29 protein-coding genes are annotated in these 26,856 nt (G+C 57.5%); 8 read left to right on the forward strand and 21 right to left on the reverse strand.

The window, feature by feature from the left end; all coding sequences use genetic code 11:
- The first annotated feature begins 315 nt into the window (after positions 1 to 315).
- Together KKW20_RS03735 and amt are read left to right on the forward strand one after the other, a co-directional pair.
- Positions 316 to 654: a P-II family nitrogen regulator gene (locus tag KKW20_RS03735; protein ID WP_214566198.1), complete on the forward strand. Its 339-nt coding sequence runs from the start codon at positions 316 to 318 to the stop codon at positions 652 to 654.
- A gap of 10 nt (positions 655 to 664) precedes the next feature.
- Positions 665 to 1,966: an ammonium transporter gene (gene amt / locus KKW20_RS03740; protein ID WP_214566199.1), complete on the forward strand. Its 1,302-nt coding sequence runs from the start codon at positions 665 to 667 to the stop codon at positions 1,964 to 1,966.
- 159 nt (positions 1,967 to 2,125) lie between these two features.
- Here the strand turns inward: amt and KKW20_RS03745 are convergent, their stop codons facing one another.
- The 10 genes from KKW20_RS03745 to KKW20_RS03790 form a co-directional block, all read right to left on the reverse strand.
- Positions 2,126 to 3,310 carry an amino acid aminotransferase gene (locus tag KKW20_RS03745; protein ID WP_214566201.1) on the reverse strand — a complete coding sequence of 395 codons (1,185 nt, stop codon included), beginning with the start codon at positions 3,308 to 3,310 and terminating at the stop codon, positions 2,126 to 2,128.
- Between the two features lie 4 nt (positions 3,311 to 3,314).
- The gene (gene sseA / locus KKW20_RS03750) at positions 3,315 to 4,181 is read right to left on the reverse strand and encodes a 3-mercaptopyruvate sulfurtransferase (RefSeq protein ID WP_214566203.1); all 867 of its coding nucleotides are present in this window, start codon (positions 4,179 to 4,181) and stop codon (positions 3,315 to 3,317) included.
- Positions 4,182 to 4,385: 204 nt separating this feature from the next.
- Entirely contained in the window at positions 4,386 to 4,661 is a 276-nt protein-coding gene (locus KKW20_RS03755; RefSeq protein ID WP_214566205.1) for a hypothetical protein, read from the reverse strand.
- A gap of 123 nt (positions 4,662 to 4,784) precedes the next feature.
- Positions 4,785 to 5,261, reverse strand: coding sequence for a YaiI/YqxD family protein (locus tag KKW20_RS03760; RefSeq protein WP_214566207.1), 477 nt, complete (start codon positions 5,259 to 5,261; stop codon positions 4,785 to 4,787).
- On the reverse strand, positions 5,258 to 6,088 hold the full coding sequence (gene fghA, locus KKW20_RS03765) for an S-formylglutathione hydrolase (RefSeq protein WP_214566208.1): 831 nt from the start codon (positions 6,086 to 6,088) through the stop codon (positions 5,258 to 5,260). The genes KKW20_RS03760 and fghA overlap by 4 nt, the downstream gene beginning before the upstream one ends.
- Before the next feature lie 35 nt (positions 6,089 to 6,123).
- Positions 6,124 to 7,236, reverse strand: a complete 1,113-nt coding sequence (locus KKW20_RS03770; protein ID WP_214566210.1) for an NnrS family protein — start codon at positions 7,234 to 7,236, stop codon at positions 6,124 to 6,126.
- Positions 7,233 to 8,159 carry an AEC family transporter gene (locus KKW20_RS03775; RefSeq protein WP_214566212.1) on the reverse strand — a complete coding sequence of 309 codons (927 nt, stop codon included), beginning with the start codon at positions 8,157 to 8,159 and terminating at the stop codon, positions 7,233 to 7,235. The genes KKW20_RS03770 and KKW20_RS03775 overlap by 4 nt, the downstream gene beginning before the upstream one ends.
- Positions 8,160 to 8,196: 37 nt before the next feature.
- Entirely contained in the window at positions 8,197 to 8,520 is a 324-nt protein-coding gene (locus KKW20_RS03780) for a cupin domain-containing protein (protein WP_214566214.1), read from the reverse strand.
- A 128-nt stretch (positions 8,521 to 8,648) separates the two neighbouring features.
- Entirely contained in the window at positions 8,649 to 9,626 is a 978-nt protein-coding gene (gene mbfA / locus KKW20_RS03785) for an iron exporter MbfA (protein ID WP_214566216.1), read from the reverse strand.
- A 164-nt stretch (positions 9,627 to 9,790) separates the two neighbouring features.
- On the reverse strand, positions 9,791 to 10,903 hold the full coding sequence (locus tag KKW20_RS03790) for an S-(hydroxymethyl)glutathione dehydrogenase/class III alcohol dehydrogenase (protein ID WP_214566912.1): 1,113 nt from the start codon (positions 10,901 to 10,903) through the stop codon (positions 9,791 to 9,793).
- A gap of 111 nt (positions 10,904 to 11,014) precedes the next feature.
- Between KKW20_RS03790 and KKW20_RS03795 the strand changes: the two genes are divergently transcribed.
- Entirely contained in the window at positions 11,015 to 11,311 is a 297-nt protein-coding gene (locus KKW20_RS03795) for an I78 family peptidase inhibitor (RefSeq protein WP_246534435.1), read from the forward strand.
- Positions 11,312 to 11,366: 55 nt separating this feature from the next.
- Here the strand turns inward: KKW20_RS03795 and KKW20_RS03800 are convergent, their stop codons facing one another.
- The 4 genes from KKW20_RS03800 to paaI all read right to left on the reverse strand — a co-directional run bounded on the left by KKW20_RS03800 (position 11,367) and on the right by paaI (position 14,338).
- Complete coding sequence (locus KKW20_RS03800) at positions 11,367 to 11,828, reverse strand: c-type cytochrome (RefSeq protein ID WP_214566218.1); 462 nt, start codon at positions 11,826 to 11,828, stop codon at positions 11,367 to 11,369.
- 126 nt (positions 11,829 to 11,954) lie between these two features.
- Positions 11,955 to 12,533, reverse strand: a complete 579-nt coding sequence (locus KKW20_RS03805; protein ID WP_214566219.1) for a TetR/AcrR family transcriptional regulator — start codon at positions 12,531 to 12,533, stop codon at positions 11,955 to 11,957.
- A 3-nt stretch (positions 12,534 to 12,536) separates the two neighbouring features.
- Positions 12,537 to 13,844 carry a phenylacetate--CoA ligase PaaK gene (paaK, locus tag KKW20_RS03810; protein ID WP_214566220.1) on the reverse strand — a complete coding sequence of 436 codons (1,308 nt, stop codon included), beginning with the start codon at positions 13,842 to 13,844 and terminating at the stop codon, positions 12,537 to 12,539.
- Positions 13,845 to 13,897: 53 nt separating this feature from the next.
- Positions 13,898 to 14,338 (reverse strand): hydroxyphenylacetyl-CoA thioesterase PaaI, encoded by a 441-nt coding sequence (gene paaI, locus KKW20_RS03815; protein ID WP_214566221.1) that lies wholly within the window; start codon positions 14,336 to 14,338, stop codon positions 13,898 to 13,900.
- Between the two features lie 348 nt (positions 14,339 to 14,686).
- Here paaI and KKW20_RS03820 point away from each other — a divergent pair, with 348 nt between their 5' ends.
- Entirely contained in the window at positions 14,687 to 15,034 is a 348-nt protein-coding gene (locus KKW20_RS03820; RefSeq protein ID WP_214566914.1) for a DUF2794 domain-containing protein, read from the forward strand.
- Positions 15,035 to 15,045: 11 nt separating this feature from the next.
- Here the strand turns inward: KKW20_RS03820 and KKW20_RS03825 are convergent, their stop codons facing one another.
- The 3 genes from KKW20_RS03825 to KKW20_RS03835 all read right to left on the reverse strand — a co-directional run bounded on the left by KKW20_RS03825 (position 15,046) and on the right by KKW20_RS03835 (position 17,710).
- A complete protein-coding gene (locus KKW20_RS03825) occupies positions 15,046 to 15,876 on the reverse strand; it encodes a C40 family peptidase (RefSeq protein WP_214566222.1) in 831 nt (276 codons plus the stop codon).
- Positions 15,873 to 17,264, reverse strand: coding sequence for a leucyl aminopeptidase family protein (locus tag KKW20_RS03830; RefSeq protein WP_214566223.1), 1,392 nt, complete (start codon positions 17,262 to 17,264; stop codon positions 15,873 to 15,875). Before KKW20_RS03830 ends, KKW20_RS03825 begins: the two co-directional genes overlap by 4 nt.
- A gap of 65 nt (positions 17,265 to 17,329) precedes the next feature.
- Positions 17,330 to 17,710 carry a hypothetical protein gene (locus KKW20_RS03835; protein WP_214566224.1) on the reverse strand — a complete coding sequence of 127 codons (381 nt, stop codon included), beginning with the start codon at positions 17,708 to 17,710 and terminating at the stop codon, positions 17,330 to 17,332.
- A 139-nt stretch (positions 17,711 to 17,849) separates the two neighbouring features.
- Here KKW20_RS03835 and KKW20_RS03840 point away from each other — a divergent pair, with 139 nt between their 5' ends.
- Together KKW20_RS03840 and KKW20_RS03845 are read left to right on the forward strand one after the other, a co-directional pair.
- Complete coding sequence (locus KKW20_RS03840) at positions 17,850 to 18,497, forward strand: carbonic anhydrase (RefSeq protein ID WP_214566226.1); 648 nt, start codon at positions 17,850 to 17,852, stop codon at positions 18,495 to 18,497.
- Between the two features lie 141 nt (positions 18,498 to 18,638).
- Complete coding sequence (locus tag KKW20_RS03845; protein ID WP_214566229.1) at positions 18,639 to 18,815, forward strand: hypothetical protein; 177 nt, start codon at positions 18,639 to 18,641, stop codon at positions 18,813 to 18,815.
- On the opposite strand, the gene KKW20_RS03850 is transcribed toward KKW20_RS03845, so the two are convergent.
- Positions 18,796 to 20,436, reverse strand: a complete 1,641-nt coding sequence (locus KKW20_RS03850) for a DUF4139 domain-containing protein (protein WP_214566230.1) — start codon at positions 20,434 to 20,436, stop codon at positions 18,796 to 18,798. The genes KKW20_RS03845 and KKW20_RS03850 overlap by 20 nt on opposite strands.
- Before the next feature lie 151 nt (positions 20,437 to 20,587).
- Positions 20,588 to 21,610 (reverse strand): aspartate-semialdehyde dehydrogenase, encoded by a 1,023-nt coding sequence (locus KKW20_RS03855; protein WP_214566232.1) that lies wholly within the window; start codon positions 21,608 to 21,610, stop codon positions 20,588 to 20,590.
- 386 nt (positions 21,611 to 21,996) lie between these two features.
- On the opposite strand from KKW20_RS03855, the gene KKW20_RS03860 reads away from it, so the two are divergent.
- Complete coding sequence (locus tag KKW20_RS03860) at positions 21,997 to 23,358, forward strand: DEAD/DEAH box helicase (protein WP_214566234.1); 1,362 nt, start codon at positions 21,997 to 21,999, stop codon at positions 23,356 to 23,358.
- 8 nt (positions 23,359 to 23,366) lie between these two features.
- Here KKW20_RS03860 and KKW20_RS03865 read toward each other — a convergent pair whose 3' ends face one another.
- Both KKW20_RS03865 and hemE read right to left on the reverse strand, forming a co-directional pair.
- Positions 23,367 to 24,563 (reverse strand): MFS transporter, encoded by a 1,197-nt coding sequence (locus tag KKW20_RS03865; RefSeq protein ID WP_214566237.1) that lies wholly within the window; start codon positions 24,561 to 24,563, stop codon positions 23,367 to 23,369.
- 152 nt (positions 24,564 to 24,715) lie between these two features.
- Positions 24,716 to 25,750, reverse strand: a complete 1,035-nt coding sequence (hemE, locus tag KKW20_RS03870) for a uroporphyrinogen decarboxylase (protein ID WP_214566915.1) — start codon at positions 25,748 to 25,750, stop codon at positions 24,716 to 24,718.
- A 140-nt stretch (positions 25,751 to 25,890) separates the two neighbouring features.
- Between hemE and hemC the strand changes: the two genes are divergently transcribed.
- Positions 25,891 to 26,853, forward strand: a complete 963-nt coding sequence (hemC, locus tag KKW20_RS03875; protein WP_214566239.1) for a hydroxymethylbilane synthase — start codon at positions 25,891 to 25,893, stop codon at positions 26,851 to 26,853.
- Positions 26,854 to 26,856 lie beyond the last annotated feature (3 nt).

Raw genomic sequence — 26,856 nt, forward strand, 5'->3', positions numbered from 1 at the left:
AGATCTGCTCGTTGATCACAAAGTAACGAATCATATGGGGGCTGTGTAGCCCGATCCCCACCCCCACGCGAGAATTCGCGGTGTTTCCCCCGGATCTTTGCGTAATTCCGCGTTCTTTCCCGCTTAGGCGGTGCGCGTTTGGTTAAAGTTGGCTGCCCAATAAACAGGCAGACCTATTTTGCAGGTGCAGCATTTTTGCGCAGCGACGGTTTTCTACGCTTTCGCCGGGCTGTTTTTCACCCAAACCCCTGCCCATTCCCGCCGCTCTGCGCCCCGATAGGGACAACCAGACACAGACCAAAAAAGGAGAATGGCGTGAAACTGATCATAGCAGCGATCAAGCCCTTTAAGCTCGACGAGGTGCGCGAAGCCCTCGTGGCGTTGGGCGTGAGCGGCATGATGGTGACCGAAGTCAAAGGCTTTGGCGCCCAATCAGGCCACACAGAAATTTATCGCGGGGCCGAATATGCGGTGAACTTCCTGCCGAAACTGAAACTGGAAATTGTGGTGGGGGATGAACTGGCTGACGACGTGGTTGCAGCCATCGCCAAATCCGCGCTGACCGGCAAAATCGGTGACGGCAAAATCTTTACTCTGGATGTCGCCAGCGCCCTTCGGGTGCGCACCGGCGAAACCGACATGGACGCAGTCTGAGGGGACGATGATGAAACGACTATTGATCACTGCTGCATTGATTGCAGCTCCGGGGATGGCGCTGGCCGAGGGTGAAACCGCCGCGCAGACCCAGTATATTTTAACAACTCTGCTCTTTTTGGTCGGCGGATTTCTGGTCTTTTGGATGGCGGCGGGCTTTGCGATGCTCGAGGCCGGATTGGTGCGTTCCAAAAACGTGACCATGCAGCTGATCAAAAACGTGACGCTGTTTTCGCTGGCGGCGATCCTTTACTGGCTGGTTGGTTATGGGCTGATGTATCCGGGCGATGCGTGGATCATTCCGGGCTTTTTAGGGGCGATTGCACCGGCCACATTGGAAGCGGTTGGCGTTGGGGCGGACGGCGTTGACGTGGGTTATGCCTCTGTTGGCTCTGACTTTTTCTTTCAATTGATGTTCTGTGCAACCACGGCGTCGATTGTGTCTGGGACGTTGGCGGAACGTATTAAACTGTGGCCGTTCCTGTTGTTTGTGCTGCTTCTGACCGGTGTGATTTACCCGATTGAAGCGTCATGGAAATGGGGCGGCGGCTGGCTTGATGGCCTGGGCTTTCAAGACTTTGCAGGCTCGACCCTTGTACACGCTGCTGGTGGGTTTGCCGCTTTGGCTGGGGCGTTGGTTCTGGGGCCGCGTTTGGGCAAATTCAAAGACGGTCGCGTTGTGCCTATGCCGGGGTCAAACCTTGCACTGGCCACTTTGGGGACGTTCATCCTGTGGCTCGGTTGGTTCGGCTTTAACGGTGGATCACAGCTTGCGATGGGCACCATTGGCGATGTGACCGACATTAGCCGCATCTTTGCCAACACCAATATGGCGGCAGCATCTGGGGCGATTGTGGCGCTGGTGTTGACCCAAGTGTCCTTTGGCAAGCCTGACCTGACCATGGTGCTGAACGGCGCACTGGCTGGCCTTGTGTCGATTACTGCGGAACCCTTGGCGCCAAGCCTTTTTCAAGCGCTGATCATCGGCGGCATTGGTGGCGCGATTGTGGTTTATGCGGTGCCGTTTTTGGATAAGCTCAAGATCGACGACGTTGTTGGCGCCATTCCGGTGCACTTGGTTGCTGGCGCTTGGGGTACAATGATTGTGGCCTGGACCAACTCTGACGCAAGTATCGTCAATCAGTTCATCGGCTTTGCAGCAATCGGCGGCTTCACCTTTGTGGTCAGCTATATCCTGTTCACTGTGATTAAAAGCACAGTTGGCCTGCGGGTGGATGCGGATGACGAGATGCGCGGATTGGATGTGGCTGAGCTGGGCATGGAAGCCTATCCCGAGTTCACCAACAGCTGATCAGACCGAAATAACGCCGCGCAGCCTGCGCGGCGTTTGCCTTCGGCGAGGATATTTGGAACAAGAAAAAAGCCAAAATCGCGTTGAAGGGGACGTAAGTCCAACAGGAAAAGGGGACGCCTTATGCGTCCCCTTTGGTTTTCGCTTTGTTGGTGCGGATTATACGCCAGCGGCGATGATCGCATCTGCAAGGACTGGGATCGTTGCCTCGTTCAGCCCGGCAATGTTCATCCGGCTGTCGCCCACCATGTAGATACCGTGATCGACGCGCATTTTCTCAACTTGTTCAGGGCTGGCCCCAAGGCGCGAGAACATGCCGCGGTGATCGGCAATAAAGCCAAAGCGATCAGATCCAGAGCGTTCGCGCAGGGCGTCCGCCAGTTGTGTGCGCAGGCCAAGCATGCCGGTGCGCACCTCTTCCAGTTCTGCCATCCAATCCGCTTTCAGGCCATCGTCTTCCAAGATCATGGTCACCAAACGTGCGCCGTGATCGGGGGGAAAGCTAAAGTTCTGACGGTTCAGGTGGGTCAGGTTTTGCTGGGTCACTTTGGCTTGCGCCGCGTCATTTGAGACGGTGAACAACAGCCCAGTACGCTCGCGGTAGATGCCGAAGTTCTTGGAACAGCTCGCCGCGACCATGGTTTCTGGCACCATTTGCGCCACCAGACGTACGCCTGCGGCATCTTCTTCCAAACCGTCACCAAAGCCCTGATAAGCAATGTCGATGAAGGGGGTCGCGCCTTTGGCCTCGATGAGTGTCGCGACCTCTTTCCACTGTTCAACATTCAGGTTGGCACCGGTGGGGTTGTGGCAGCAGCCATGCAAAAGCACCGCGTCGCCGGCTTTCACGCCCTTCAGGTCTTCCATCATGCCGTCGAAATCCACCGCACGGGTTTCATTGTCGAAATAACGGTATTCCGCCATCGCCATGCCAAGGTGTTTGATGATCGATGGGTGGTTTGGCCAAGTGGGGGCCGACAGCCAGATGGTGGCATCGGGGTTGGCCATTTTGATCAGCTCAACCGCTTGGTGGATCGCGCCGGTGCCGCCCGGTTGGGCCGCCATCGACAGGCGGTCCGCATCAACAGTGTCGCCCAGAACCAGCCCGGACAGCGCCTTGCCAAACGCAGGGTCCCCCGCAAGCCCGGTGTAGGATTTGGTGCCTTCCACGTCCCAGAGCACCTTTTCGGCAGCTTTCACCGCACGCATCACTGGCGTTACACCAAGCGCGTTTTTGTAAACGCCAACGCCAAGGTCAATTTTACCTTCGCGCGCGTCTTCGCGGTACATTTGCATCAGCGCCATGATTTTATCGACGGGCTGGGACTTCAATGTGTTGAACATCGCGTTATTCTCCGGTTGCGACTTTCAGGTCGTTATACATGCCCCATTCTGACCAGCTGCCGTCATAAACGGCGTGGCGGTCATGGCCGATGCGTTCCAGCCCAAGGGCAAGAATGCTGGCGGTCACGCCTGAGCCACAGGACAGGATGGCGGGTTTCTTCAGATCAACATTTGCGGCCTCAAAGGCGGCGCGAATGGCGTCTTTGTCCTTCATGGTGCCGTCCGCATTAAACAGCTCGCCAAAGGGCAGATTTTTTGAGTTCGGGATATGCCCTGCGCGAAGGCCTTCGCGCGGTTCAGCCACGTCACCGCGGAAACGCTCCGCCCCACGCGCGTCAACGATTTCATAATCGCCCAGCTTTGAGGCCGCCGCCACTTGGGTCACATCTTTGATCATATGGGCCTGACGCGACACGGTCATATGGCGATCGCGAATGACGGGGGGGAGATCCTCGATCATCCGACCTTCGGCTTGCCATTTGGCAAAGCCACCATCCAGCACCGCGATATCTGTCTTGCCCATCAGACGAAACATCCACCACACGCGGGCGGCGGAAAACATGCTCATCCCATTTCCGATGCCGTCATAGACAACAACCTGATGGCCGTCGCCAATACCCATCGCGCGCATACGCGACATGAACTTTTCAACCGGGGGGACCATATGTGGCAGGTCTGAACGCAGGTCGGCAATTTCATCAATATCAAAATAGCGCGCGCCGGGAATATGCGCGGCGTTATACTCCGCCTCGGCGTCGCGTTCCATATCCGGCATATACCAACTGGCGTCGATCACGCGCAGGTCAGGATCATTCAGGTGGGTTTCGAGCCAATCGGTCGAAACAAGGGTTTTCGGGTCGCTATGCGGCATAAGAAGGCCCTCTTGTAAAAGTCACTTTATGCCTACAAAGCGACGCGCCGTTAGGCAAGGGAGCTTGCGGGAATTGCTTTGGAAAAGGGGCGGGAAAGAGCGATCTGGGGGTAATTCTGCGCGGCGTGCCCAAAGAAAAAGGGGGCACATGGCCCCCTGAACACTCGTTAAACAAACAACACCCGGCCCCACCCGGTATTTCTGTTACTTGGCCATCGCGTTTTTGATCACGCTGACAATGGCCAGAACCACGCCGCCGCCAACGCCGCCAGACGCCAGTTGACCGATGATACCCATCAAATCCATGCCGCCACCGGCCAAGCCGCCAGCGCCAACCATCGACAGGATTTGACCGCCAAGCCCCCCGCCCACGATGCCCGCGATTGAGTTGATCAACGTGCCTTGGTTGATAGATGACACAGCTTTGCCCGAGACATTCCCGCCGATGGCGCCTGCGATAAGGCTAATCAGTAATTCCATGTTCCCCTCCTGAAACAGACCCGAGCTTGCGCTCTTGCCCCAGAACACAGGAGTTGAGGGTGTGAGATAAGGGGAAAACGGTGCGGAAAAGAACCATGAGCAGGCCCGATGCTTGGGCGGTGGCTAGATCAGGGCGCGCTTTGCCGCCAAAACGGCCCGGTCCAACCCATCGCGAAACCGCGAACGATCTGCTTTGGAAAACGGTTTGCCGCCGCCTTGGCGAAAGGGATCCGCCGCGCGCAGGTCTGTCATGAGGTCGCGCGTGGCGAGCGTCTGGCCGATGTTGCGCTCAGACAAGGCTTCGCCGTTGGGGCGCAGCACTTGCGCGCCGGTTGCCACGCATTTTGCCGCCAACGGAATGTCGCCGGTGACCACTACGTCACCCTTGCCCGCCCGATCCGCGATCCACATGTCCGCCACATCTGGCCCGTCGGCGACATAAATCATCTCAACCAACGGGTTTTGCGACGGGCGCAATCCGCCGTTTGAGACGAAATAGATCCGCATCCGGTGGCGCGTGGCCACCGCTTCGGCTTCGGCTTTCACCGGGCAGGCGTCCGCATCAATATAGATCGCGGGCTCTTTGGGCGCGTCACTCATGCGTAAAGCGCATCCGCGTGGAAGGCGACGTGGTCTTCCATAAAGCTCGATACAAAGTAATAGCTGTGGTCATAGCCCGGCTGCATCCGGAATGTCGCCTCTTGGCGTTTGGCGGCAATAGCTGCGGCCAAAGCTTCGGGTTTCAGAAGGTCGAGGAACTGATCGGACGCACCCTGATCAATCAGGACCGGCCCGTCAAAACCCTTATCGGCCATCAAAAGCGATGCGTCATGCGCGGCCCATTTGGTGTCATCGTCGCCAAGATAAGCCCCCAATTGCTTGCGGCCCCAGTCGGATGCGGTGGGGTTGGCGATGGGCGCAAAGGCCGACACAGACCGGAAGCGGTCGGTCAATGTCATCGCCATTGTCAGCGCACCGTGACCGCCCATTGAATGCCCGGTGATGCCTTGGCGTTCGCTGTCTAAGGCAAATTCGTTGAACACCAATTCGGGCAGGTCTTCGACCAGATAATCCCACATACGGAAATGCTTGGCCCAAGGGTCTTGGGTGGCATTCACATAAAACCCGGCCCCCTGACCTAGGTCATAGGCCTCATCATCGGCCACCCCTTCGCCGCGCGGCGAGGTGTCGGGAAAGATCAGTGCGATGCCTTCGTTTGCGGCCCACGCTTGCGCGCCCGCTTTGGTCATCGCGTTCTCATGGGTGCAGGTCAGGCCAGACAAATACCAAAGCACAGGCACCGGGCCGTCCAGCGCTTCAGCCGGTTGAAACAGGCCAAAGGTCATATCCGTTCCGGTGGCCGAAGAGGCATGTTTGTAAACACCTTGGGTGCCGCCAAAGCAGGCATTTTCTGAGAGGGTTTCCATAAGGGTGCTCCTGATTTTCTGTGGGGCAGAGGTAACTATGCGCGCGGGGCAAAGGCAATGGGCAAAGCACGGATCGCAAAAAGGATCATGCCGAGCGCCCACAATGTGCCACCTGCGTGAATAAAGATCATCGGGTCATCCGCCCATTCGGCAACCACCCGCAGCACGGCGCCCAGATGCAGAAACACCAAAAGCGCCCGGTCAATCGGGGTGGCAGTGATGGCGCGCCCGGAATGGCCCAAAAGCGCGCGCAACATGACAATCACGGTCATGGTGCCAATCGCGCCCGCCCCCAACGCGTGGCGGACTTGCGCAAGGCTGGACAGGTCGGTGAGGGACGTCAAAGCCAACAAAGCCATGGACACAGGCAACCAAAGATATGCGGCATGTTGGGCAAACAACAGCGGTTCAGAAATGACCGACCACCCGCGCCAACGGACCAGCCGTATGGTCAGGGCAAGGGCGGCGAGACTGGCCACAAAGCCGGTAACCTGTGTGGCCCCAAAGACGACCCAAGCCACGGCGGCCGTGACCGCAATGATCAGGCTGACCCGGTCCAGGGGGCTAAAACTGGGCGGCAAACCCGCGATACCGCGCGCTTTCAACCAGTTGCGGCTAAAGGCGGGCGTTACCCGTCCACCGATCTGCGCCATGAGGACAAAGGCCAAGGCAAACCCCATGGTCAACCCAAGTTCAGCATCCGCCCATAAAAACACCGCTTGCGAGATGGCAAGCAGCATCACCATCGCCGCCACCACAAAGTTGCGGCGGTTATCTGAGGCCACCAACTCGCGCAGGGCAAGCCCGGCCACGGTGGGCAAAAACGCCACGGCGATCAGTTGGGAAATGAACGCTTCGGGTGCAAGAAACATCAAGATCCGCGCAAGCAGCCACTGCGCAAACAACGCGCCAAGCGGTGCAGGCGACAGCGGTGGGCGTCGGGTCCAATTGGGAATGGCGGTAAAGAGGAACCCTGCCAAGGCGGCGGGCAAATAGCCCCAAAGCATCTCGTGTTGGTGCCAGGCCAAAGGATCCTCAACCAAATCAGCGGCGCCCATGTAAAGCACCAACCAAAGGGGAATTGCGATTCCGGCCAAAAGGCCCGCCGCGGGGAAAAACAGACGATAGGCGCCGGTCAAAAGGATCATACACTCACCCATGCAATAACGGTGGACACGGTTAGGATCGACACCAGGGTCGAGACAAGAATGGCGGTCGACACCCGATGCGGGGCCACGCCATAATGCTGCGCGAGGATATAGACATTGCCCGCCACCGGAAGGGCAGATGCCGCAATCATCACGCCAGCGGGATAGGCCGCGACGTCAAAGACCACAAGCGCGAAAAAGGCGACAAGGGTGGGGTGCAGCACCAATTTGGCAAAGCTGAGCCAACTGGCGACGGACAAGCGCTCAGCCGATTTGATGGCCAGAGAGGCGCCAATGGCAAAGAGCGCGCCGGGGGTTGAGGCCCCGCCCAGAAGTTCCAAAAACCGATCAACAGGGCCGGGCAGCGCCCACCCCGTGGCCGACCATAAAAACCCCAATCCGATCGAGACGATCATCGGGTTGGTGGTCAGCCCTTTGGTGATGGTCGCAAGGATTTTGGGGCTCACACGCCCATCGCGATATCCGGTGATGATGATCACAATCAGGCTGCCAAAAAGGAAAAGATCAACCGCCAGCACCAGCATGACCGGGCCAATCGCCGCCTCGCCCAACAAGAGCGCAAGCATGGGTACGCCAAGAAAGCCGGTGTTGCCGATCACCGCGCATTGCGCTTCTACTGCGGCTTCTTCGACGCCAACTTTGCGCAACAGGGCGATGACCGTGGCAATGGCATAAAGCACAATCCCACCAGAGGCATAGGCCCAGATAAAGGGCCAATCCAGCACCTCTCCCAACGACAGGTTCGCCGCAAACCGAAAGAGCATTGCAGACAGCGCGAAATAGAACACAAACCGGGTCAAATAGGCCGTGGCCTCCGGTGGAAAAAACCCACGCGCCGCCGCCCCAAAGCCAAGACCGATCAGGGCGAAGAACGGCAGGGTTTGTAGCAAGACATCAATCATCTGCGCGTCGTGCCATGGAAAAGAAGGGGGTCATCGGTCATCCGTGCGACTTTGGTGCATCGAGCAATTCAACCTCAATAAAGGCGCAGTCAAAGTCGTTGTCGCTGATCACGTCATGCTCGACGCCCAGTTCGCGAAAGTATGGCACGCCGGTCTTTAGCTCGGCCAAGATCACCTCACCCCCCGGCAATTCAATGCGCAAAACACCGTCAAACATGGGCACAACCACATAGTCATATTCATGTGTGTGCCACCCTGTGCGCGCGCCTTTGTGCGGGAAACGCCATTCGGTCACGCGCACCCGGTCGTTCAAGATCTGCTCGGTTGGAATTGCGGTGCAATCAGACGTGGGAGTGCACATGGGGCTGTCCTTTCAGGATTTGCCCCATCCAGCATGGCTTAAGGTCCTTTGGCAATGCGAAATCGCGTGCGTGATGTGGGTTTTCTTGCCTTCGGCGAGGATATTGTGAACAAGAAAAAAGACGCGCGCTATCCCGCGCCAATCAGCGCGCCGGCGGCAAACACCAATGCTCCGCCCAACACCACTTGGATTGTGGCCCGCAGAAAGGGCGTTTGCATGAATTTATTCTGGATCCAGACGATGGCCCAAAGTTCCAAAAACACGACGATGAGTGCGATGCTCGTTGCGGTCCAGAAATCGGTGATCAAATAGGGCAGGGCGTGGCCCAATCCGCCGACCGTGGTCATGATGCCAGAGGCAAAGCCGCGCTTTACCGGGCTTCCGCGTCCCGACAATTCGCCGTCATCTGAGGCGGCTTCGGTAAAGCCCATAGAAATGCCCGCACCAACGGATGCTGCCAGCCCAACCAGAAACGTGGTGTGGGTGTCATGGGTGGCAAAAGCGACCGCAAAAATGGGCGCGAGGGTAGAGACAGACCCATCCATCAGACCCGCAAGGCCAGGCTGCACCCAGGTCAGAATAAACTGGCGATGCTGATCTGCGTCTTCCTCTGATCGTTCATTGTCGCCAAGGTGTTTGGCTTCAAGCTGCCCGGCGATATTGCCATGGTCGGCTTCAGCGGCGGCAAGGTCGCCCAACAGCATGCGGGTGTCTGCGTCTGATGTCCGGTCGGCGGCTTTGCGGTAAAACTGCTCGGCCTGTCGTTCCATCTCGCGCGCCTCAGCCCGGATGGTTTCAAGGCCGAGGTTTTCCACCAGCCACACGGGGCGGCGGGCGTAGAACCCAGCCACATGTTCGCGGCGGATCAGGGGGATCATATCGCCAAAACGGGCTTTGTGGGCGTCGATCAGGATGCGGCGATGCTCATCCTCTTCCTCGGCCATTCCGTCAAACACCTTTGCAGATGACGGATAATCAGCGCGCAAAAGCTCGGCATATTGACGGTAAATCCGCGCGTCATCTTCCTCGTTGGAAATGGCCAACGCGAGGATTTCTTGTTCTGACAGATCAGAGAAACGACGACGGTTTAGGGTGCCGGACAGCATGGAAAGCTCCTGATTAGAATGGTTCTAATTTACTGAATTATATCCCGAAAGCAACCGTTGTCGACAAGAGTTTCTAAGCAAAGATTTACCCCAAGGACAACGGCGAGATATGCAACAAAAAGGGGGGCGCATCGGCCCCCCTTTTCGTCGTTATGTAACCCTGATCAATAGATCACAACACCGCGAATGCTTTCGCCTTTGTGCATCAGATCAAAGCCTTTGTTGATGTCATCCAAGCCCATCGTGTGGGTGATCATCGGGTCGATCTCGATCTTGCCGTCCATGTACCAATCGACAATTTTGGGCACGTCCGTCCGGCCAGATGCGCCGCCAAATGCGGTGCCGCGCCAGCTGCGCCCGGTGACCAATTGGAACGGCCGGGTGGAGATTTCGGCACCTGCGGGGGCAACGCCAATGATGATGCTTTCGCCCCAACCTTTGTGCGCCGCTTCAAGTGCGGTGCGCATGACGCTGACGTTGCCGGTGGCGTCAAAGGTGTAATCCGCGCCGCCGCCGGTCAGTTCGACCAAATGCGCAACCAGATCGCCCTCAACTTTGGACGGGTTCACGAAATCGGTCATACCGAAATGCTCGCCCATTTCGATTTTGCTGTCGTTCAGGTCAACGCCGACAATCTGGTCCGCCCCAGCCAAGCGCAGGCCTTGGATCACGTTTAAACCGATGCCGCCCAGACCAAACACAATTGCGGTCGACCCGATTTCAACTTTGGCCGTGTTGATCACCGCGCCGATGCCGGTGGTCACGCCGCAGCCGATGTAACAGATCTTTTCAAACGGCGCGTCTTTGCGCACTTTGGCCAGTGCAATTTCCGGCACAACCGTATGGTTGGCGAAGGTGGAGCAGCCCATGTAGTGATGGATCGGCGTGCCGTCGAGCATCGAGAACCGCGTGCTGCCATCGGGCAAAAGCCCCGCCCCTTGGGTCGAGCGGATCGACTGGCACAGGTTGGTTTTAGGGTTCAGACAATAGTCGCATTCGCGGCATTCTGGGGTGTAAAGCGGGATCACATGATCGCCCACTTCCAAAGATGTCACGCCTTCGCCCACCTCAATCACAACGCCTGCACCTTCGTGGCCCAAGATCGCCGGAAAGATCCCCTCGGGGTCATCGCCGGACCGGGTGAATTCATCCGTGTGGCACAGACCGGTGGCTTTGATTTCCACCAAAACCTCACCCGCGCGCGGGCCTTCAAGGTTCACTTCCATAATCTCAAGCGGTTTGCCGGCCTCAACGGCGACGGCTGCACGGGTGCGCATCATCGGGGGATCCTCCAATTTCGTTGTCTTAGGTTGGGCGAAAGCCCGCGTGAAATCAACACGCGCACGACAGCCCGTTGTCTTTGCCCGACATAGAGAGGAAAAAAGGGTATGAAAACAGCAAAATTATATGCGGTTGGTGCGGGTTTGGCGATGCTGATCCTAAGCGCGTGTCAGTCGGAAAGTGATGAAAACGCCATGGTGGATCCGGCGCCAAAAGGCAGTTGTGGTGCGGCGGCATTGACCCATTTGATCGGTCAACCGGTTAGCACCTTTGACGCCTTGGGTCACAAAGGTCCAGTGCGGGTGATCCGCCCAGGACAAGCGGTTACAATGGATTATCGGCTTGATCGCTTAAATGTTGTGCTGGATGAACAGGACGTCATCACCGGCGTGAATTGCAGCTGATATTACAAAAAAAACGGGCCCCAAAAAGGACCCGTTTTGATATGTGCCCCAGGGATTACTTTTTGCGGTAATCACTGTGGCAGGCTTTACAAGCTCCGCCCACTTGGCCCAAAGCAGCACCCACTGATCCTGCATCGGCAAGGGTCATATTCGCCTTTGAAGCGACGGTAAGATCATCCATTTTTTTCACGAAATCGTCCCAATTCTCCCAAATCGCCGGAAGTGCTTCGGATTCTGGGTCGGTTTCATTGGCTTCAAACAAAGGGGCTGCCATTGCGCTTTTCTCTGCAATGACGGCCATCGCGGCATTCGCTTTTTCGGCATCAAAAGCCATTTCGCCTTTGGCCATCCCAACAAGGGTTTTCATGCTGCCACCGATGGCTTTCATGGCCATCATCCGGGTTTTGACGACAGGATTTTTTACCTCTTCATGCGCCAATGCCGCAGTTGAGAAGGCTGAGACGCTTAGCGCGAGCCCAATGGTGGCGGTGGTGATGAGTTTGGTTTTGTGAAACATGGGAACCTCTTGTTTGGCAAAATAGCTAAGGCCACATTACAAACGAATGTGTGAATTGGAACTAACAGAAATGTGATCGGCGGGAATTGCGCATAAAACTGTTCGATTTTGAGGTCGAGGCTGAGGTTACAGAGCCTTAATGCCACCCAGCAGCATGTCAGTCACCAGATCCGCGTATTCTTCACGGCTCAACCCTTGGCCGGGGCGGTTCCACATATAATACCAGTTCAGAATACCAAAGACTGACATGGTCACAGGACGCAGCCTGCGCCCATCCCCAAGTGCCTCGGGCGCGGCTTTCATCAGCGCGTCCCCCATCATGTCAATCAGACGATGTTGAAGCGCAAAAAGCTTTTGCTGTGCTTTGGGTTCCAGCACTGACAGCGCATCCAGCTGCAGTTTATGCTCGGCATCCGCCCCTTTATAGGCCACCAAAATAGCCCGCACCAATCCACGTAACCCATCCGTTTCCGGCGCGGCTTCTACCTCGGCAACCAAGGTTGAAAGATGGCTGTCGAGGATGTCATACAACAGCAATTCCTTGCTGTCGTAATAATGATAAATCAAAGCCTTAGAGACGCCGCAATGTTTGGCGGCACCGGTCATCGACGCGCGATCAAACCCATGTTCAGCGAAATAGGCCGCGGCCCCCTTGCGGATGGCGGTGCGTTTTTCTTCGTGGTCGCGGGCGATCCCTCGCGGCATGGGTTACTCCTTTGGCCGGTTGTCGACGATCCTTACCGCTTTCCCCTCGCTGCGCGCAACCTTTCCGCTGTCGGTGACATGGACCTTGGCGGTCACGCCGACGTTGGATTTGATCTTGCCAGACAGGGCATGCGCCGCGGCTTCTGATGCGGCGGCGGGCTGACCATCGGCCAATTCCACATAGACATGCATTTCGTCCATTCGGGCGGGGCGGGTCAATTCGATCTGGAAATGTGGGCTCAGTGCGGGCACGTCCATCAGCTGTTCTTCGATCTGGGTCGGGAAAACATTCACGCCGCGCAGGATGATCATATCATCGGACCGGCCGGTGATTTTCTCCATCCGGCGCATCGAACGCGCGGACCCCGGCAACAGCCGCGTCAGATCACGGGTGCGATACCGGATGATTGGAAACCCCTCTTTGGTGAGCGAGGTAAACACCAGTTCGCCCAACTCGCCATCTTCCACCACCTCACCTGTGTCCGGGTTGATGATCTCGGGGTAAAAATGGTCTTCCCAGATGTGCAGCCCGTCTTTGGTTTCCACACATTCGTTGGCCACGCCGGGTCCGATGACTTCGGAAAGCCCGTAAATATCAACAGCATGCATATCAAACGCATCTTCGATTTCACCGCGCATTGCGTTGGTCCAAGGCTCTGCCCCAAAGATCCCAACCTTTAGTGGGCTTTTGCGCGGGTCCAGCCCCTGTTTGGCATAGGCGTCCAGAATGGATAGCGAATAGGATGGGGTCACGGTGATGCCCGTGGCGCCAAAATCTTCGATCACACGGACCTGCCTTTGGGTCATGCCGCCGGACACGGGCACAACGGTCAATCCGTATTGTTCAGCCCCGCCGTGAATGCCCAAGCCGCCAGTGAACAGCCCGTAGCCATAGGCGTTGTGCAGCACATCACCGGGTTTCAAACCTGAGGCCCGCAGGCACCGCCCCACAACATCGCCCCACATCTTCAGGTCGTTTTGCGTGTACCCGACCACGGTTGGCTGCCCGGTGGTGCCAGAGCTGGCGTGAATGCGCGCGATTTTTTCACGCGGGACCGCAAACAGGCCAAACGGATAATTGTCGCGCAGGTCCTGCTTTACGGTGAACGGGAATTTCGCAAGATCCGACAGGGATTTAAGATCGTCTGGATGCACGCCCGCATCGTCGAACTGTTTGCGATAAAACGGAACATTGTCATAGGCGTGCTTAAGCGACCATTTCATCCGTTTAAGTTGCAACGCAGAGATTTCGTCACGCGAGGCAATCTCAATTGGATCAAGGTCTTCGCGGCGCGGTGTCAGGTCTTCCATGCGTTCCTCCCAAAAACGCGGGCAGTTGCCCGGAATGTCATGTGTCCAAAGGCTCAGCCCTCGGTGTGTTCTTCGTCAAAATGGACGCCTTTGATTTGGCGAGAATGCCCCCGGAAAAGGGCCAGTTTGCGCCCATCTTCGCCGGTGACTTCAACATCATAAATGCCGGACCGTCCCGCCCGGCTGACTTCGGTTGCACTGGCGGTCAAAATCTCGCCTAACTGGCCGGGGCTCAGATATGTAATCGAATTATGCTGGGCCACAACACGGGTGTTGTAGCTGTTGCAGGCAAAGGCAAAGGCGCTGTCGGCCAGGGTGAAAATGAACCCGCCGTGGCACATGCCGTGTCCGTTGGCCATGTCACCGCGAACGGTCATGCGCATCACCGAACGGCCCGGCCCGATGTCATCCAAGGACATGCCAAGCGCTTGGCTGGCGGGGTCATCGCCCCACATCACCTCTGCGGATTTCTTTGCGCGCAACTCTGGTGTCATGATCTCTCCCTGATCTTTCCTCAAGGATGCACAAAGCCGACCGCTTGGTCAATAGTGTCTTGTGCCGAAGATGACGCACCCCAAAAACACCAAAACCCGCGCAAGACTGCACGGGTTAGGTCGTAGGCCCCGGTGCCACATACTGGGTGGGGGCTGTAATTCGTGACACCGGGGTGAGCCTGCGCTCGCTACTGACCCTGAAATGACAGTGGATCGGGGCGGGGGAAGGGAAAGGAAAAGGAATTCTCGGGTCCATTTTGCGGCAACTTTGTGGCGATCAAGGCTGCGCACAAGACTGTGTTGCGTGCGGGGATTGATTTGCGGGGGGAGGCAGGGCAAGCTGAGCGTATGAACATGCACCCCATCACCCCATCATCCGGGGGCGCCAATGCGCAGCCTCAAGTGGCGTTTCAACGACAGGAACTGAGTCTGATCATGGGGCTCTATGGGCGCATGGTGGCTGCGGGTGAGTGGCGAGATTACGGCATGAGCTTTCTGCGCGATATGGCGGTTTTCTCCGTTTTTCGGCGCACCGCTGAACACCCAATTTACCGCATCGAAAAACACCCCAAGCTGCGGTTGCGGCAGGGGCAGTACGCCGTCATTGCAATGAACGGTCAGGTGTTGAAACGCGGCGACGATCTGCGCGCGGTGCTCCGCGTGCTTGAACGAAAGCTGATCCGGTCCGTTGATTAGGCCCGCCGCGTTTAAGGCAGAAAACGCCTTTGCGCCGTAACCGCCCCGTCACCTTGCTCTGCAATTCGGGCAATCGCCGCCTCAATCGGTTCAAGCGCAACCGCCATGTGATGTGCATTAGCGTGGATCAGGCGGTCATGGTCAAAGACCATCGCCACATGGCCTTTCCAAAAGAGCAGGTCCCCACGATTAAGCGGCGCCCCCTCGGGAATTTTTCGCCCAATCTTTTCCTGCATATCGCTGTCGCCCGGACAGTCATAGCCCGCGGCCATCAACGCGGCCTGCACCAGCCCGGAACAATCAATGCCGGCGCTGGAATTGCCGCCCCAAAGGTAGGGTGTGCCCAGAAACAGCGCCGCCGTTTTGGTGGGATCGGGAAGATGCGTGCCAACCGGCGTCAGATGGGTCGAGGGCACAAATTGACCGTCAGCGGTTTCGCTAAACCGACCGTGGTCTGCGGTGATGTTCAGCCGAGATCCAAAAGACAGCGGCGCCGTCTCGCAGGTTTTGAAATCAGGCTGCGGGTAAAGATGACTGGCGGCCGCGCTGACCCAATGGCTGGCCCGCTGGGCGGTGCCCAAATGCGCCGTTTGTACATACCCCACATAGCCGTCCCGCTCGGCCTGAACAAACCCATGCCCGTCAACCTCTTCCAGCATCAACACATGTTCGCCGAACAGCGCCTGACGATCGCGTGCCCCGTCGGGGGTGCGCAGGATATCCGCAACGGGTGAGGTCACGCGCCGCAACATGCCGGGGGTGAACCGATCCGCCTGGACATGACCCCGCAGGGTGTCATGGGCCACGCGGGGATTTGCGGGGGTCAGGCGTGGATCGCTCATAGGTCAAGCAGCTCTGGCAAAGCGGCAAGGATCGCGCGCGCGCCCATGCCAACACCACCTTTGGGGCGGGCAGGGGCCGCGGTCGGGTTCCAGCCGTAAATGTCGAAATGCATATAGCGCGGCGTGTCGGTGACAAAGCGTTTTAGGAACAAGGCGGCGGTAATGGATCCGGCAAACCCGCCCTTCGGCGCATTGTCAAGATCAGCAATGCCCGGTTCAATCATCGCCTCGTAAGGGGCCCAAAAGGGCATTTCCCACACCGGATCCGCGCAGGCCAATGCGCCGCCACGTACCGCATCAGCATCATCGGGCGTGGTGGCATAAAAGGGGGACAAATCAGGACCAACCGCAACCCGAGCAGCCCCGGTGAGCGTTGCCATCGAGATCACCAAATCTGGCGTTTCCTCATCCGCCAGCGCCAAAGCATCCGCCAGCACAAGCCGCCCTTCGGCGTCGGTGTTGTTGATCTCAACCGTCAGACCCTTGCGGCTGGTCAGAATGTCGCCGGGGCGAAAGGCATTGCCCGCAACGGCGTTTTCAACGGCGGGGACAAGTACACGCAGGCGCAGGTTTAACCCCAACGCCATAATCATATGCGCAAGGCCCAACACGGTGGCCGCCCCGCCCATATCTTTTTTCATCAAACCCATTGATGCGCCGGGTTTCAAGTTCAGCCCACCGGTGTCAAAACATACGCCTTTGCCCACCAATGTCAGCGTCGGACCCGTGTCGCCCCAACGCATGTCGATCAAACGGGGCGCGCGGGTGGATTGATCCGCCGCGCGGCCAACGGCGTGGATCATCGGATGGTTTTCCGCCAAAAGCGCGTCACCTTGGATGGACGAGATCTGCGCCCCAAACTGATCTGCGAGCTTTGACATCGCGGCCTCAAGATCGGCTGGCCCCATGTCTTCGGTTGGGGTGTTGATCAGGTTTCGGGTCAGCGCTTCGCCAGCGGCAATCGCCTCGACCCGCGTGGCATCAATGCCGTCGGGGGCTGTCAGTTGGGCTTTGGGCGCGGCGTGTTCACGGTAGCGATCAAAGCGATACCCCGCCAAAAGCCATCCCAAAGCGGCCTCTTCCAACTCTGCCCCAGATAAGTCGCTGTGCAAAGAATATGTTCCAGCAGGCAAAGATGCACGCGCGGCGGCCAGCCCAAACCGCTTGCGGGCGCGATCTTCTGCGGTGCCATATCCGACCAAAGCCATGTTTGGGTTGCCGTTTACATCAGGCACAACCAAAGCCGCGCCCAACGTGCCGGTAAACCCATTGGCCTGTGCCCAGTTGCGCACCACGTCGGGCAAGCGGTCGATGGCCGCCTCATCCCCCTTTGGGATCACCACAAGAGGAAGGGCAGCATCGGTTTGGGGGGCGAAACGCAAGGTCATTTTGGGGCCTATCTAAATGAGATTTGCCCCTAGATTAACGTGCCCACCTGTGCCCGCAACCCGTCTTAGACAGACATGTCTTGCAAATCCCACACGGCGATCAGTGACCCTTCGCCAATACGTGTCAATCGACTGAGAACCGCGTGGTATCCCACAGCATCATTTCCCCCAGTCAGATCCAGCGCATCACGCGCGACGCGCGCCAAAGTGGTCATGCCGAGCTTGCGCGCGATATCGACCAATTTACGAATCTCTTGCCGGGTTTCATCTACTTGCCCGGACAGATACTTTTTTTGGACATGTGACAGACCCACAGCGAGATCCTCTAGTGATTGGTTGACCAGCTTGTCGGCCCCTTGTGGACCAAGTTGCAGGCACAATACCTCTAGTTGGTCACGGTCCAATCGGACCGTTTCTTTATGGTGAAGTTGCTTTATTTCGCTCACGGCGACACCCCATGCGTATTCCCTCATTGCGAACACAATGCGGGCGGATGTCTCAAGAAAAGGTATATCTACCTAGGAGAAATCTCTCGAATTCCCTGAAAATATTCGGTAAAACCGTTCGAAATCGGAGGAGACCGTGATGGACAAGGCAAAACCACTTCCCGCGTATCTTGTGCAGCGTTACCAGGGTTGGAAAGCCACTGGATATGCTGAAAACAAGGCGTGGTATCGTCGTTTGGCAGATGAAGGTCAGCGGCCGCGCGCGATGATCGTGTCTTGCTGTGACAGCCGGGTGCATGTGACCTCTATCTTTGGGGCGGATCAGGGTGAATTCTTTTTGCACCGCAACATCGCCAATCTGGTGCCTCCCCATGAACCCGGCGGCGATTATCACGGCACATCGGCCGCGGTGGAATACGCGGTGACGGCCTTGAATGTGACACATCTGATTGTGCTGGGTCATTCCAACTGTGGCGGCGTCAAAGGCTTTCATGATATGTGCCACGGCCATGCGCCGGAACTGGCGGATGAGAAAAGCTTTGTGGGGCGTTGGATGTCGATCCTGAAGCCCGGCTTCGAGAGACTGGGGGGACATGACGCCCAGATCCCTGTGCGCGAACTTGAAAAAGAAGCGGTGATTGTCTCGCTCAACAACCTGATGACCTTCCCTTTTGTGCGGGATGCAGTGGAAAGCGAAGTGTTGTCGTTGCATGGGTTGTGGACCGATATCGGCGAAGGTGGGTTGGAGTATTTCGACACTGAGACGAAGACGTTCCTACCTGTATGATTTTGTCCTGTGTGGCTTTCGCCCTTTTGCCGGGGGAGTGTTCTGTGCGAAGGGGTGAAACTGGTGCCTGACGCGTGAGTTTTGTCAGCTGTCGCCCGGCTGGTTAGGGCTCGGTTAATATTTCTGCGCACATGCTTATGTATGGCTCAGGTAACATTACGAGTGGAACTTCCACTGGAAACATTGGTGAAACTCAAGCACACCGCCGACGCGCTCGGGGTGTCTGTCAACCGGTTCATCCAAAATCAGCTAGAGGCGCAGGTCTGTGATGACCTGCCCCCCTATAAATCAAACGACCTTACCAAGGCTGCCAGTTAAGCTGATATCCTTCTGGCCAGCTGAGGGATGTGTTGATGGTCACCTCTTTCGTGGTGCCCGGCGCCACGTCCAGATCCCATACGGACAAGCCGCGTTTGTCGTCGTGATTGACCTCATCCGGGCGCGGGGTGGCGGTGACCTCCACCTCAAGATCCTCTTGCTCGGAATAGGTCAGCGGATAAAACGCGCGGATTTTCTGGGCCTCGCCGGTCAGGTTGGTCACACGGAACGACGTGTCCTGTTCGCGCGTGTTGGTGGTGGAAATAATGCCCCGATCACCGGTCTCATTGTCGGCGACAATATGTTCCAACCGAATCCCTTCGATTGGACCAAAGGGCAGGGTGATGTTGTCGCCTGCGGCGAGGAATGGCATTTGCACCTCACCGATAAGGGTCTCACCGCGAAAGATCGTCGCCGCCCCGCCAAGGAAAGGCTCTGGCGTGGTGTTTTCCAGCTGCGCGACCAGAAACGCAGTCTCATCCCGGCGAGGAATGGCGTAAATCTCGGTGGTGACTGGAAGGGTTCGGCTGTCGAGCTCAAGGATTTGGGCATCCCCGGCCAGCGCTGTCACTTTCTGAGAATAGTGATAACTGACCGCAATGCCGCCAGTGTCGACCTCCATCCCGCGTGAGTCTTGAACTTCCATTAGGGCCGGTTCCGCCATCGGCGCCGCCGCCATATCCATCATTTCGGAAGTGGCCTGAACCTTGCGCGTGGCAAGCGCGGGTTTGTGAATGCTGGCGTGATTGGCTTGGGGCGTGGACGGTTCAACCTGTTCTGATGGACGCAGGGTGGACAAGGTCAGGTCAACATCGTTCCAAACGGCCTCTCGCGGCAAATCAATTGCGAAATTGCGCCCGATGGTGAGTGATGGGCTGTCGCCTTCGTTCAGGTGAACATCATAGATCGGCACCCAACCGCCACCATAGGATTTGCTGTCGATCAGAATGGTTACCGTTTGTGCTGTTTCCAGGCGAACGGGGATCGACAATAGGTCCGGGTTGTCCTTTGGCACAGACAGGCGGTCAAAGGTGCGTTGGGCGTTGGTCAGATCGGCGTCCAGCTCGGCGCGGCGTTCGGCCTCGTCAGTCAACGCGCGGGTTTTGGCGGAAATCTGCGCTCGGATGTCTTTGGACTGATTGCCCACAAGCCCCAACATCGCGGTCAAATCCTCAACCGAGGCAGCGTCACTTGGCGCGCTGATCGAGGTGACAAAGTCGAGCTGACCTTGAAGGGCGGCAATGTCATCTTGCACCGCTGTCAGCGTTTCACCATGCGCCTTAATCGCGTTTTTTGCGGCCTCAACCTTGTCAAATGCGGTGCGCTGGGCGGGGGTGAAAAGGGTCTTCGGGTCGATTGAGCTGTCCGGAAGATAGCTCAGCGCGCCAAGGACCGCGTCTCCCGATCCCAGCTTGATAGTGGGCAACCCAAACTGCGTTTCAGATGTGATCATGGGGAGAAAGATCCGGTGCTCTCCGGCAGGCAGGTCAAGCGTGATCTTATGCGTTTGCACGGCCCCTTGCGGATATAAAACCACTGAGGCCACCGGGGCAGAGGTGTAAAAATCATCCGCCAAAACTGGCGTGGGCAAAAGAGCGGCAAAAATAAGGGCGCGGCGCATGAAATGTCCTTTCAAATCAGCTTTGTGGCGAGTGGATCATGCAAAGCCATTGAAAGAAAGGGGGGAGTTCCTGACCGGCGACGGTTTGCCCAGCGCCATACAAAAAGGCCCCGCCAGTTTGACGGGGCCTTTCATGTCTGTTGGGTAAGGCTTAGCCTTTTTTCAGAACCTCACGGCCCAAAAGCTCTGCGATTTGCACCGCGTTGAGGGCCGCACCTTTGCGCAGGTTATCTGACACACACCACAGGTTCAGGCCGTTTTCCACGGTCACATCCTGACGGATACGCGAGATGAAGGTGGCGAAATCGCCGACACTTTCAACCGGGGTGACATAGCCGCCATTTTCGCGCTTATCCACCACCAGAATGCCGGGGGCTTCGCGCAGGATATCGCGGGCTTCGTCTTCGTCCAGAAACTCTTCGGTTTCAATGTTGACTGATTCTGAGTGGCCCACAAACACAGGAACGCGCACGCAGGTGGCGGTGACCTTGATGTTCTTGTCGACGATTTTCTTCGTCTCTGCGATCATCTTCCATTCTTCTTTGGTGTCACCGGAATCCATGAACACGTCGATGTGTGGGATCACGTTGAAGGCGATCTGTTTTGGGTAAACAGACGGCTCCACCTCTTGACCGGGGACATACATGCCCTTGGTCTGGTTCCACAGCTCATCAATCGCCTCTTTGCCGGACCCGGACACCGACTGATAGGTCGACACCACAACGCGTTTGATTTTCGCGCGGTCATGCAGGGGCTTCAGCGCCACAACCATCTGTGCCGTTGAACAGTTGGGATTGGCGATGATCATCTTGTTTTTATAGTCGTGAATGGCCTCAGGGTTCACCTCTGGCACAATCAACGGGATCTCTGGATCATAGCGGTAAAGCGATGAGTTATCGATCACAACGCAACCCGCCGCCGCCGCTTTTGGCGCGTATGTCTTGGTCGCATCCGATCCAACCGCAAAGAGGGCCATATCCCAGCCAGAGAAATCGAACGTATCGAGGTCTTTGGTCTTTAGGGTGGTTTCGCCAAAGCTGACCTCGGTACCGAGGGACCGACGCGATGCAAGCGCGACAATCTCGTCCACAGGAAACTGGCGTTCAGCCAGGATGTTCAGCATTTCGTGGCCCACATTACCGGTGGCGCCTACGACAGCGATTTTATAGCCCATTACGGCCTCCTATATTGGTTCTGCCCCTAAGTTTACGATCGAGGCTGCGCGGTCTTTAACGGATTTGCTGCAATTGCGAAAGAGGGAAGGCGGGTTTTGCTTGACTTAACACGCTGTGACTGTGATAGGGGCGCATCTGTCTGGTTGACGCGTGAGCAACCCGCCCCAAAACGTGGCAAGACAGCAAACGGCGTTGGGGTGGCCAAAGGTTCACCCGATACGCCACAACAAGTTCCCAAATCACGCGGGGTGCTGACGGCCAGATCGGCGCATGGGCATTCGGCCCGGTGCGCGAGGCTTGGTCGCAACCGACTGCGACGGGGTGCAATGGCACCTCGATTTCCCGCGTGAAATCGGCATGCATGTGGCGTGCCAGAAAGACGATTATGAACAAATTTGCAGAGCTTGGGCTTGACCCGAAGCTGGTACAATCCGTGGCCGATGCTGGCTATGACACCCCAACCCCGATCCAGGAAAAAGCGATCCCGCTGGTTCTTGACGGACGTGATGTGATGGGGCTGGCGCAAACCGGCACCGGCAAAACCGCGGCCTTCGGCCTTCCGCTGATCCATCAGTTGTTGGGCAACCATGACAAACGTCAGGCCAAGTCGATCAAAGCGTTGATCCTTGCCCCCACCCGCGAGTTGGTGAACCAGATCGCCGTGAACCTGCGCGAATATGTGCAAGGCACACATCTTAAGGTGATGACTGTTGTGGGCGGCGTTTCCATCAACCGTCAGATTGAGAACCTGAACCGGGGCACCGATATCCTGGTCGCCACGCCCGGTCGTTTGATCGACCTGATGGACCGCCGCGCGATCCGTCTGGACACGGCGACCTTCCTTGTGCTGGACGAAGCGGACCAAATGCTCGACATGGGCTTTATCCATGCGCTGCGCCGGATTGCCCCCGAATTGGGCACACCGCGCCAAACCATGCTGTTTTCGGCCACCATGCCCAAACAGATGGAAGAGCTGTCGCGCGCCTATCTGACCAACCCGGCCAAAGTGCAAGTGTCGCCCCCCGGCAAAGCCGCCGATAAGGTCACACAGTGCATTTACTACGCCCAAGACAAAGAAGAAAAAGCGCGCCTGCTGATCAAGCATTTGCGTGATGAACCCGATGGGTTGTCGCTGGTTTTCTCGCGCACCAAACATGGTGCAGAAAAACTGATGAAGCATCTGGTGGCCGACGGGTTCAAAGCCGTTTCCATCCACGGCAATAAATCACAAGGCCAACGTGATCGTGCGCTTGCGGCCTTTCGTGCCGGCGAAGCCCGCATTCTGGTGGCAACTGATGTCGCCGCCCGTGGGATCGACATTCCCGGTGTCAGCCACGTCTTTAACTTTGATCTGCCAGAAGTGGCCGACAACTATGTGCACCGCATTGGCCGGACCGCGCGCGCGGGCGCTGATGGGGACGCGATCAGCTTTGTCTCTGGCATGGATCTGAGCCTTCTGCGTGATATTGAGAAAATCATGAAGATGGAAATTCCGGTACTGGGTGGCACACGCCCGGCCGAGGAAAAACGCCCCACCCGTGGTGGTGGCGGTGGTCGTCGTGGCGGCGGCGGTGGCCGTGGTCGTCCCGGTGGACATGGCGGTGGTGGCCAATCTGAAGGGCGCGGACATGGCGGCGGCAAGCCGGCCGGACGCCCCGGTGGCAAACCAGGCGGTCGTCCGGGTGGCAATGCCGGCGGTCGCCCCGGCGGCAAGCGTCGCGGCGGGCCACGCTCTAAATCGGCATAAGCGGCGCCTTAATCGGTGCGGTCTTGGCTGAACAGATAGATCACGCAGCCGATCAAACACGGCACCGCGAAATATAAAAACACCGCTTGGTAGGGGGCTGTTATGGCCCCCTCAGCACCCGCAGACGCCTTGGCCGAATTAAAGATATTGGCTGAGGTGAACTGGAAAAAACCTACCCCTCCGATCCCAAACATATTCATCAAGGTCACGCCGCGCCCGACCAAATGCGGCGGGTAAAAGCTGCGTCCATGCGCCATGATCAGCGGGAAAGATGCGCCAAACAATCCGATTGCCGCCATCATCAACGCCACGGACCACACGCCAGAGGTGGGCATCGCCCAAAGGGCAAAGACAAATCCCACCGCGATGACATTACCGGGCAAGATTACCCATTTGCGGGTCTTAAAAATCCGGTCGAGCGGCCCATAGGCAAAGCTGCCCAAGACCATCGCAAGGGCAATGCCCATCGTGACCCAGCCAATGCCGGTGGCATCCAACCCGTAGACATCCCGCATAAACGGTCCCGCCCAGCTGCCGCGCAACCCAGCGGCGGGGGCGTATTGCGCAAACATCAGCGGGAAGATCATCCACAGCGCGGGCATCTTCAAAAGATCCAGCACAGATCCTTTCCTCTGTCCGTCTTCCAGCGCAACCTTGGGCGGATCTTGCACGGTGAAGAGTATCGCCAAGGCCACCAATAACGTGACCGCCACCAAGGCCCACAGACAGGCCCGCCAGCCAAAGCTTTCCACCGCAAGCGCCAAGGGCAAGGCCCCAGCGATGTTGCCAAGCGCGCCAAACCCGATGACCATTCCGGCCAAAGTGCCAAAGATAGCGGGGGAATACATGCGGGCAAAAATGTAATAGGACGCCATCAAAACAGGGGAACACCCCATGCCAATCAGCATCATGGCGTAAAGAATGTGATCGGGGCTGGTGGCATTGGCGAACACAAGCGCCCCACCGCCACCGCCAATGGCCAGAAGGGCCGCCGCCAACCGCTTTGGCCCGATGTTATCAAGCGCCCAACCAACCGGCAGCTGCATCAACGCAAAGACAATGAACCATGCCCCAGATGCGCGCGCCAGATCCTCAGGACTCGCCCCCAAATCCGCCTTTAGCGCCGGGGTCATCACCGCAAGAAACGCACGATAAAACTGGCTCAAGACATAGGCAATGATAAGCGAGAAAATCCCGATCCGCATACTGCGCTCCTTTTTGACAACTGCGCCACAAGACACGGGATTTACACCCAAAACAAGCCCTGCAAAAAGACTTAGGGCGCAGATCGAAATCCGCGCCCCTTTTTCTTGTCACAAATATCCTGGGGTGAGGCGAAAGCCGAGGGGCAAAGCCCCTATCCGTTGCGAACGGTGTCGATCATCAGCTGCACATTCTCAGGGTCTGCATCAGGGGTGATCCCGTGACCAAGGTTGAAAATATGCGGGCCGTTTTTGAACGCTTCAACCACCTTACGGGTCTCATCCACCAGTTCCTGACCGCCAGTGACCATATGGCGCGAGGCAAGGTTGCCCTGCACACAGCCATCCACTTGCACATTGGCGGCGGCCCATTCTGGCGACACCGAATTGTCGATGGCAACACAATCGACGCCGGTTGCCTTGGCAAAACCAATATAACCATCACCCGCTTCGCGCGGGAAGCCAATCACGGGAATGCCCGGATGACGCTTTTTCAATTCGGTGGTGATCACACGCGCAGGTTCCAGCGCATATTTCTGGAAATCTTCGCCCTTCAGCGACCCAGCCCAGCTGTCAAACAGCTTCACAACCTCAGCACCCGCCTCAATCTGCATCGACAGATATTCAATGGTGGCGGCGGTCAAACGGTCCATCACCGCATCAAACAGCGGCGTGTTCTCAGCCTTCAACGCGTGCGCCGGGCCTTGGTCTTTGGTGCCCTGACCGGCAATCATATAGGTCGCCACGGTCCACGGCATCCCGGCAAAGCCGATCAAAGCGGTCTCTTTTGGCAAGGTCTCGCTGAGGATGCGCACGGTTTCATAAACCGGGTTCAGCACCTCGTGAATGTCATCTTTGCCCTTCAGCACATCAAAATCGGCCTGCGACTGGATGGTCGACAGACGTGGCCCTTCACCGGTGACAAACCACAAATCCGCGCCAAGCGCTTGGGGCACCAACAGAATATCGGCAAACAGGATCGCCGCATCAAACCCATAGCGGCGGATCGGCTGATGGGTCACTTCGGCAGCCAATTCAGGATTATAGCAAAGCTTCAGGAAATCACCGGCCTCGGCCCGCGTTGCACGATACTCGGGCAAATAACGCCCGGCCTGACGCATCATCCAGATCGGAGGGGTGGGCAGGGTCTCGCCCGCAAGGGCCCGCAGGATTGTCTTTTGCGTCTTCATTTGCTCACTCATCTTTCATGCCTTTCCTGTCTGCACTCATGGCAGTCGCGTTTTCCGTGGGTGTTGTCAAGCATACACTCCGCCGCAGTTACTTAACCTATGTTATGGACAGGCGGTTTTCTCACGCGTAAAGGATGCCCATGACCAAGATGTTACCGACCCCCGATGCGCCCCTGAATATTGGCACCCGCGGCAGCCCGCTCGCGCTGGCTCAGGCCCATGAAACCCGTGCGCGCCTGATGGCGGCCTTTGACCTGCCCGAGGCAGCGTTTGAGATTGTGGTGATTCATACCACCGGCGACAACCGATCCATGATCGACGCGGACCGCCCGTTGAAAGAGATCGGCAACAAGGGTCTTTTCACCAAAGAGATCGAAGAGGCGATGATCGACGGTCGCATCGATATTGCGGTGCATTCGATGAAAGATATGCCGGTAGAGCAGCCCGAGGGGCTGGTATTGGAAACCTATCTTCCCCGCGAAGATACCCGCGATGCCTTTGTGTCGTTGAAATATAAATCCATTGCGGAATTGCCCGAAGGGGCTGTTGTCGGCACGTCCTCTTTGCGCCGCAAAGCGCAGCTTTTGAACCGCCGTCCCGATCTGAACGTGGTGGAATTTCGCGGCAACGTGCAAACGCGCCTTAAGAAACTTGGCGACGGCGTGGCCGAAGCCACCTTCCTTGCGATGGCCGGTCTTGCGCGTCTGGGCATGGATGATGCGCCGAAAACGGCGATCCCAACCGAAGACATGCTGAACGCCGTGGCCCAAGGGGCGATTGGGATTGAACGTCGCGCCGATGACGCCCGCGCCAAAGAGATGCTGGATGCGATCCATGACATCACAACGGGTCAGCGCCTGGCCGCGGAACGTGCGTTCTTGGGCGCGCTGGACGGGTCATGTGAAACACCGATTGCCGGACTTGCCACGCTTGAAGGCGACGTATTGACGCTGAAGGGTGAGATTCTGCGCACGGATGGATCAGAAAGCGAAAGTGCTGAGATTTCCGGCCCCATCGCCGACGGCCCCGCGCTTGGTCGCAAATTGGCCCAAGAGCTTCTGGCCCGTGTGGATGATGACTTCTTTGACTGGAAACAAAACTAGAAA

Origin of the sequence: Aliiroseovarius lamellibrachiae (genome assembly GCF_018599245.1) — a bacterium.
GTDB classification, from domain to species: Bacteria; Pseudomonadota; Alphaproteobacteria; order Rhodobacterales; family Rhodobacteraceae; genus Aliiroseovarius; species Aliiroseovarius lamellibrachiae.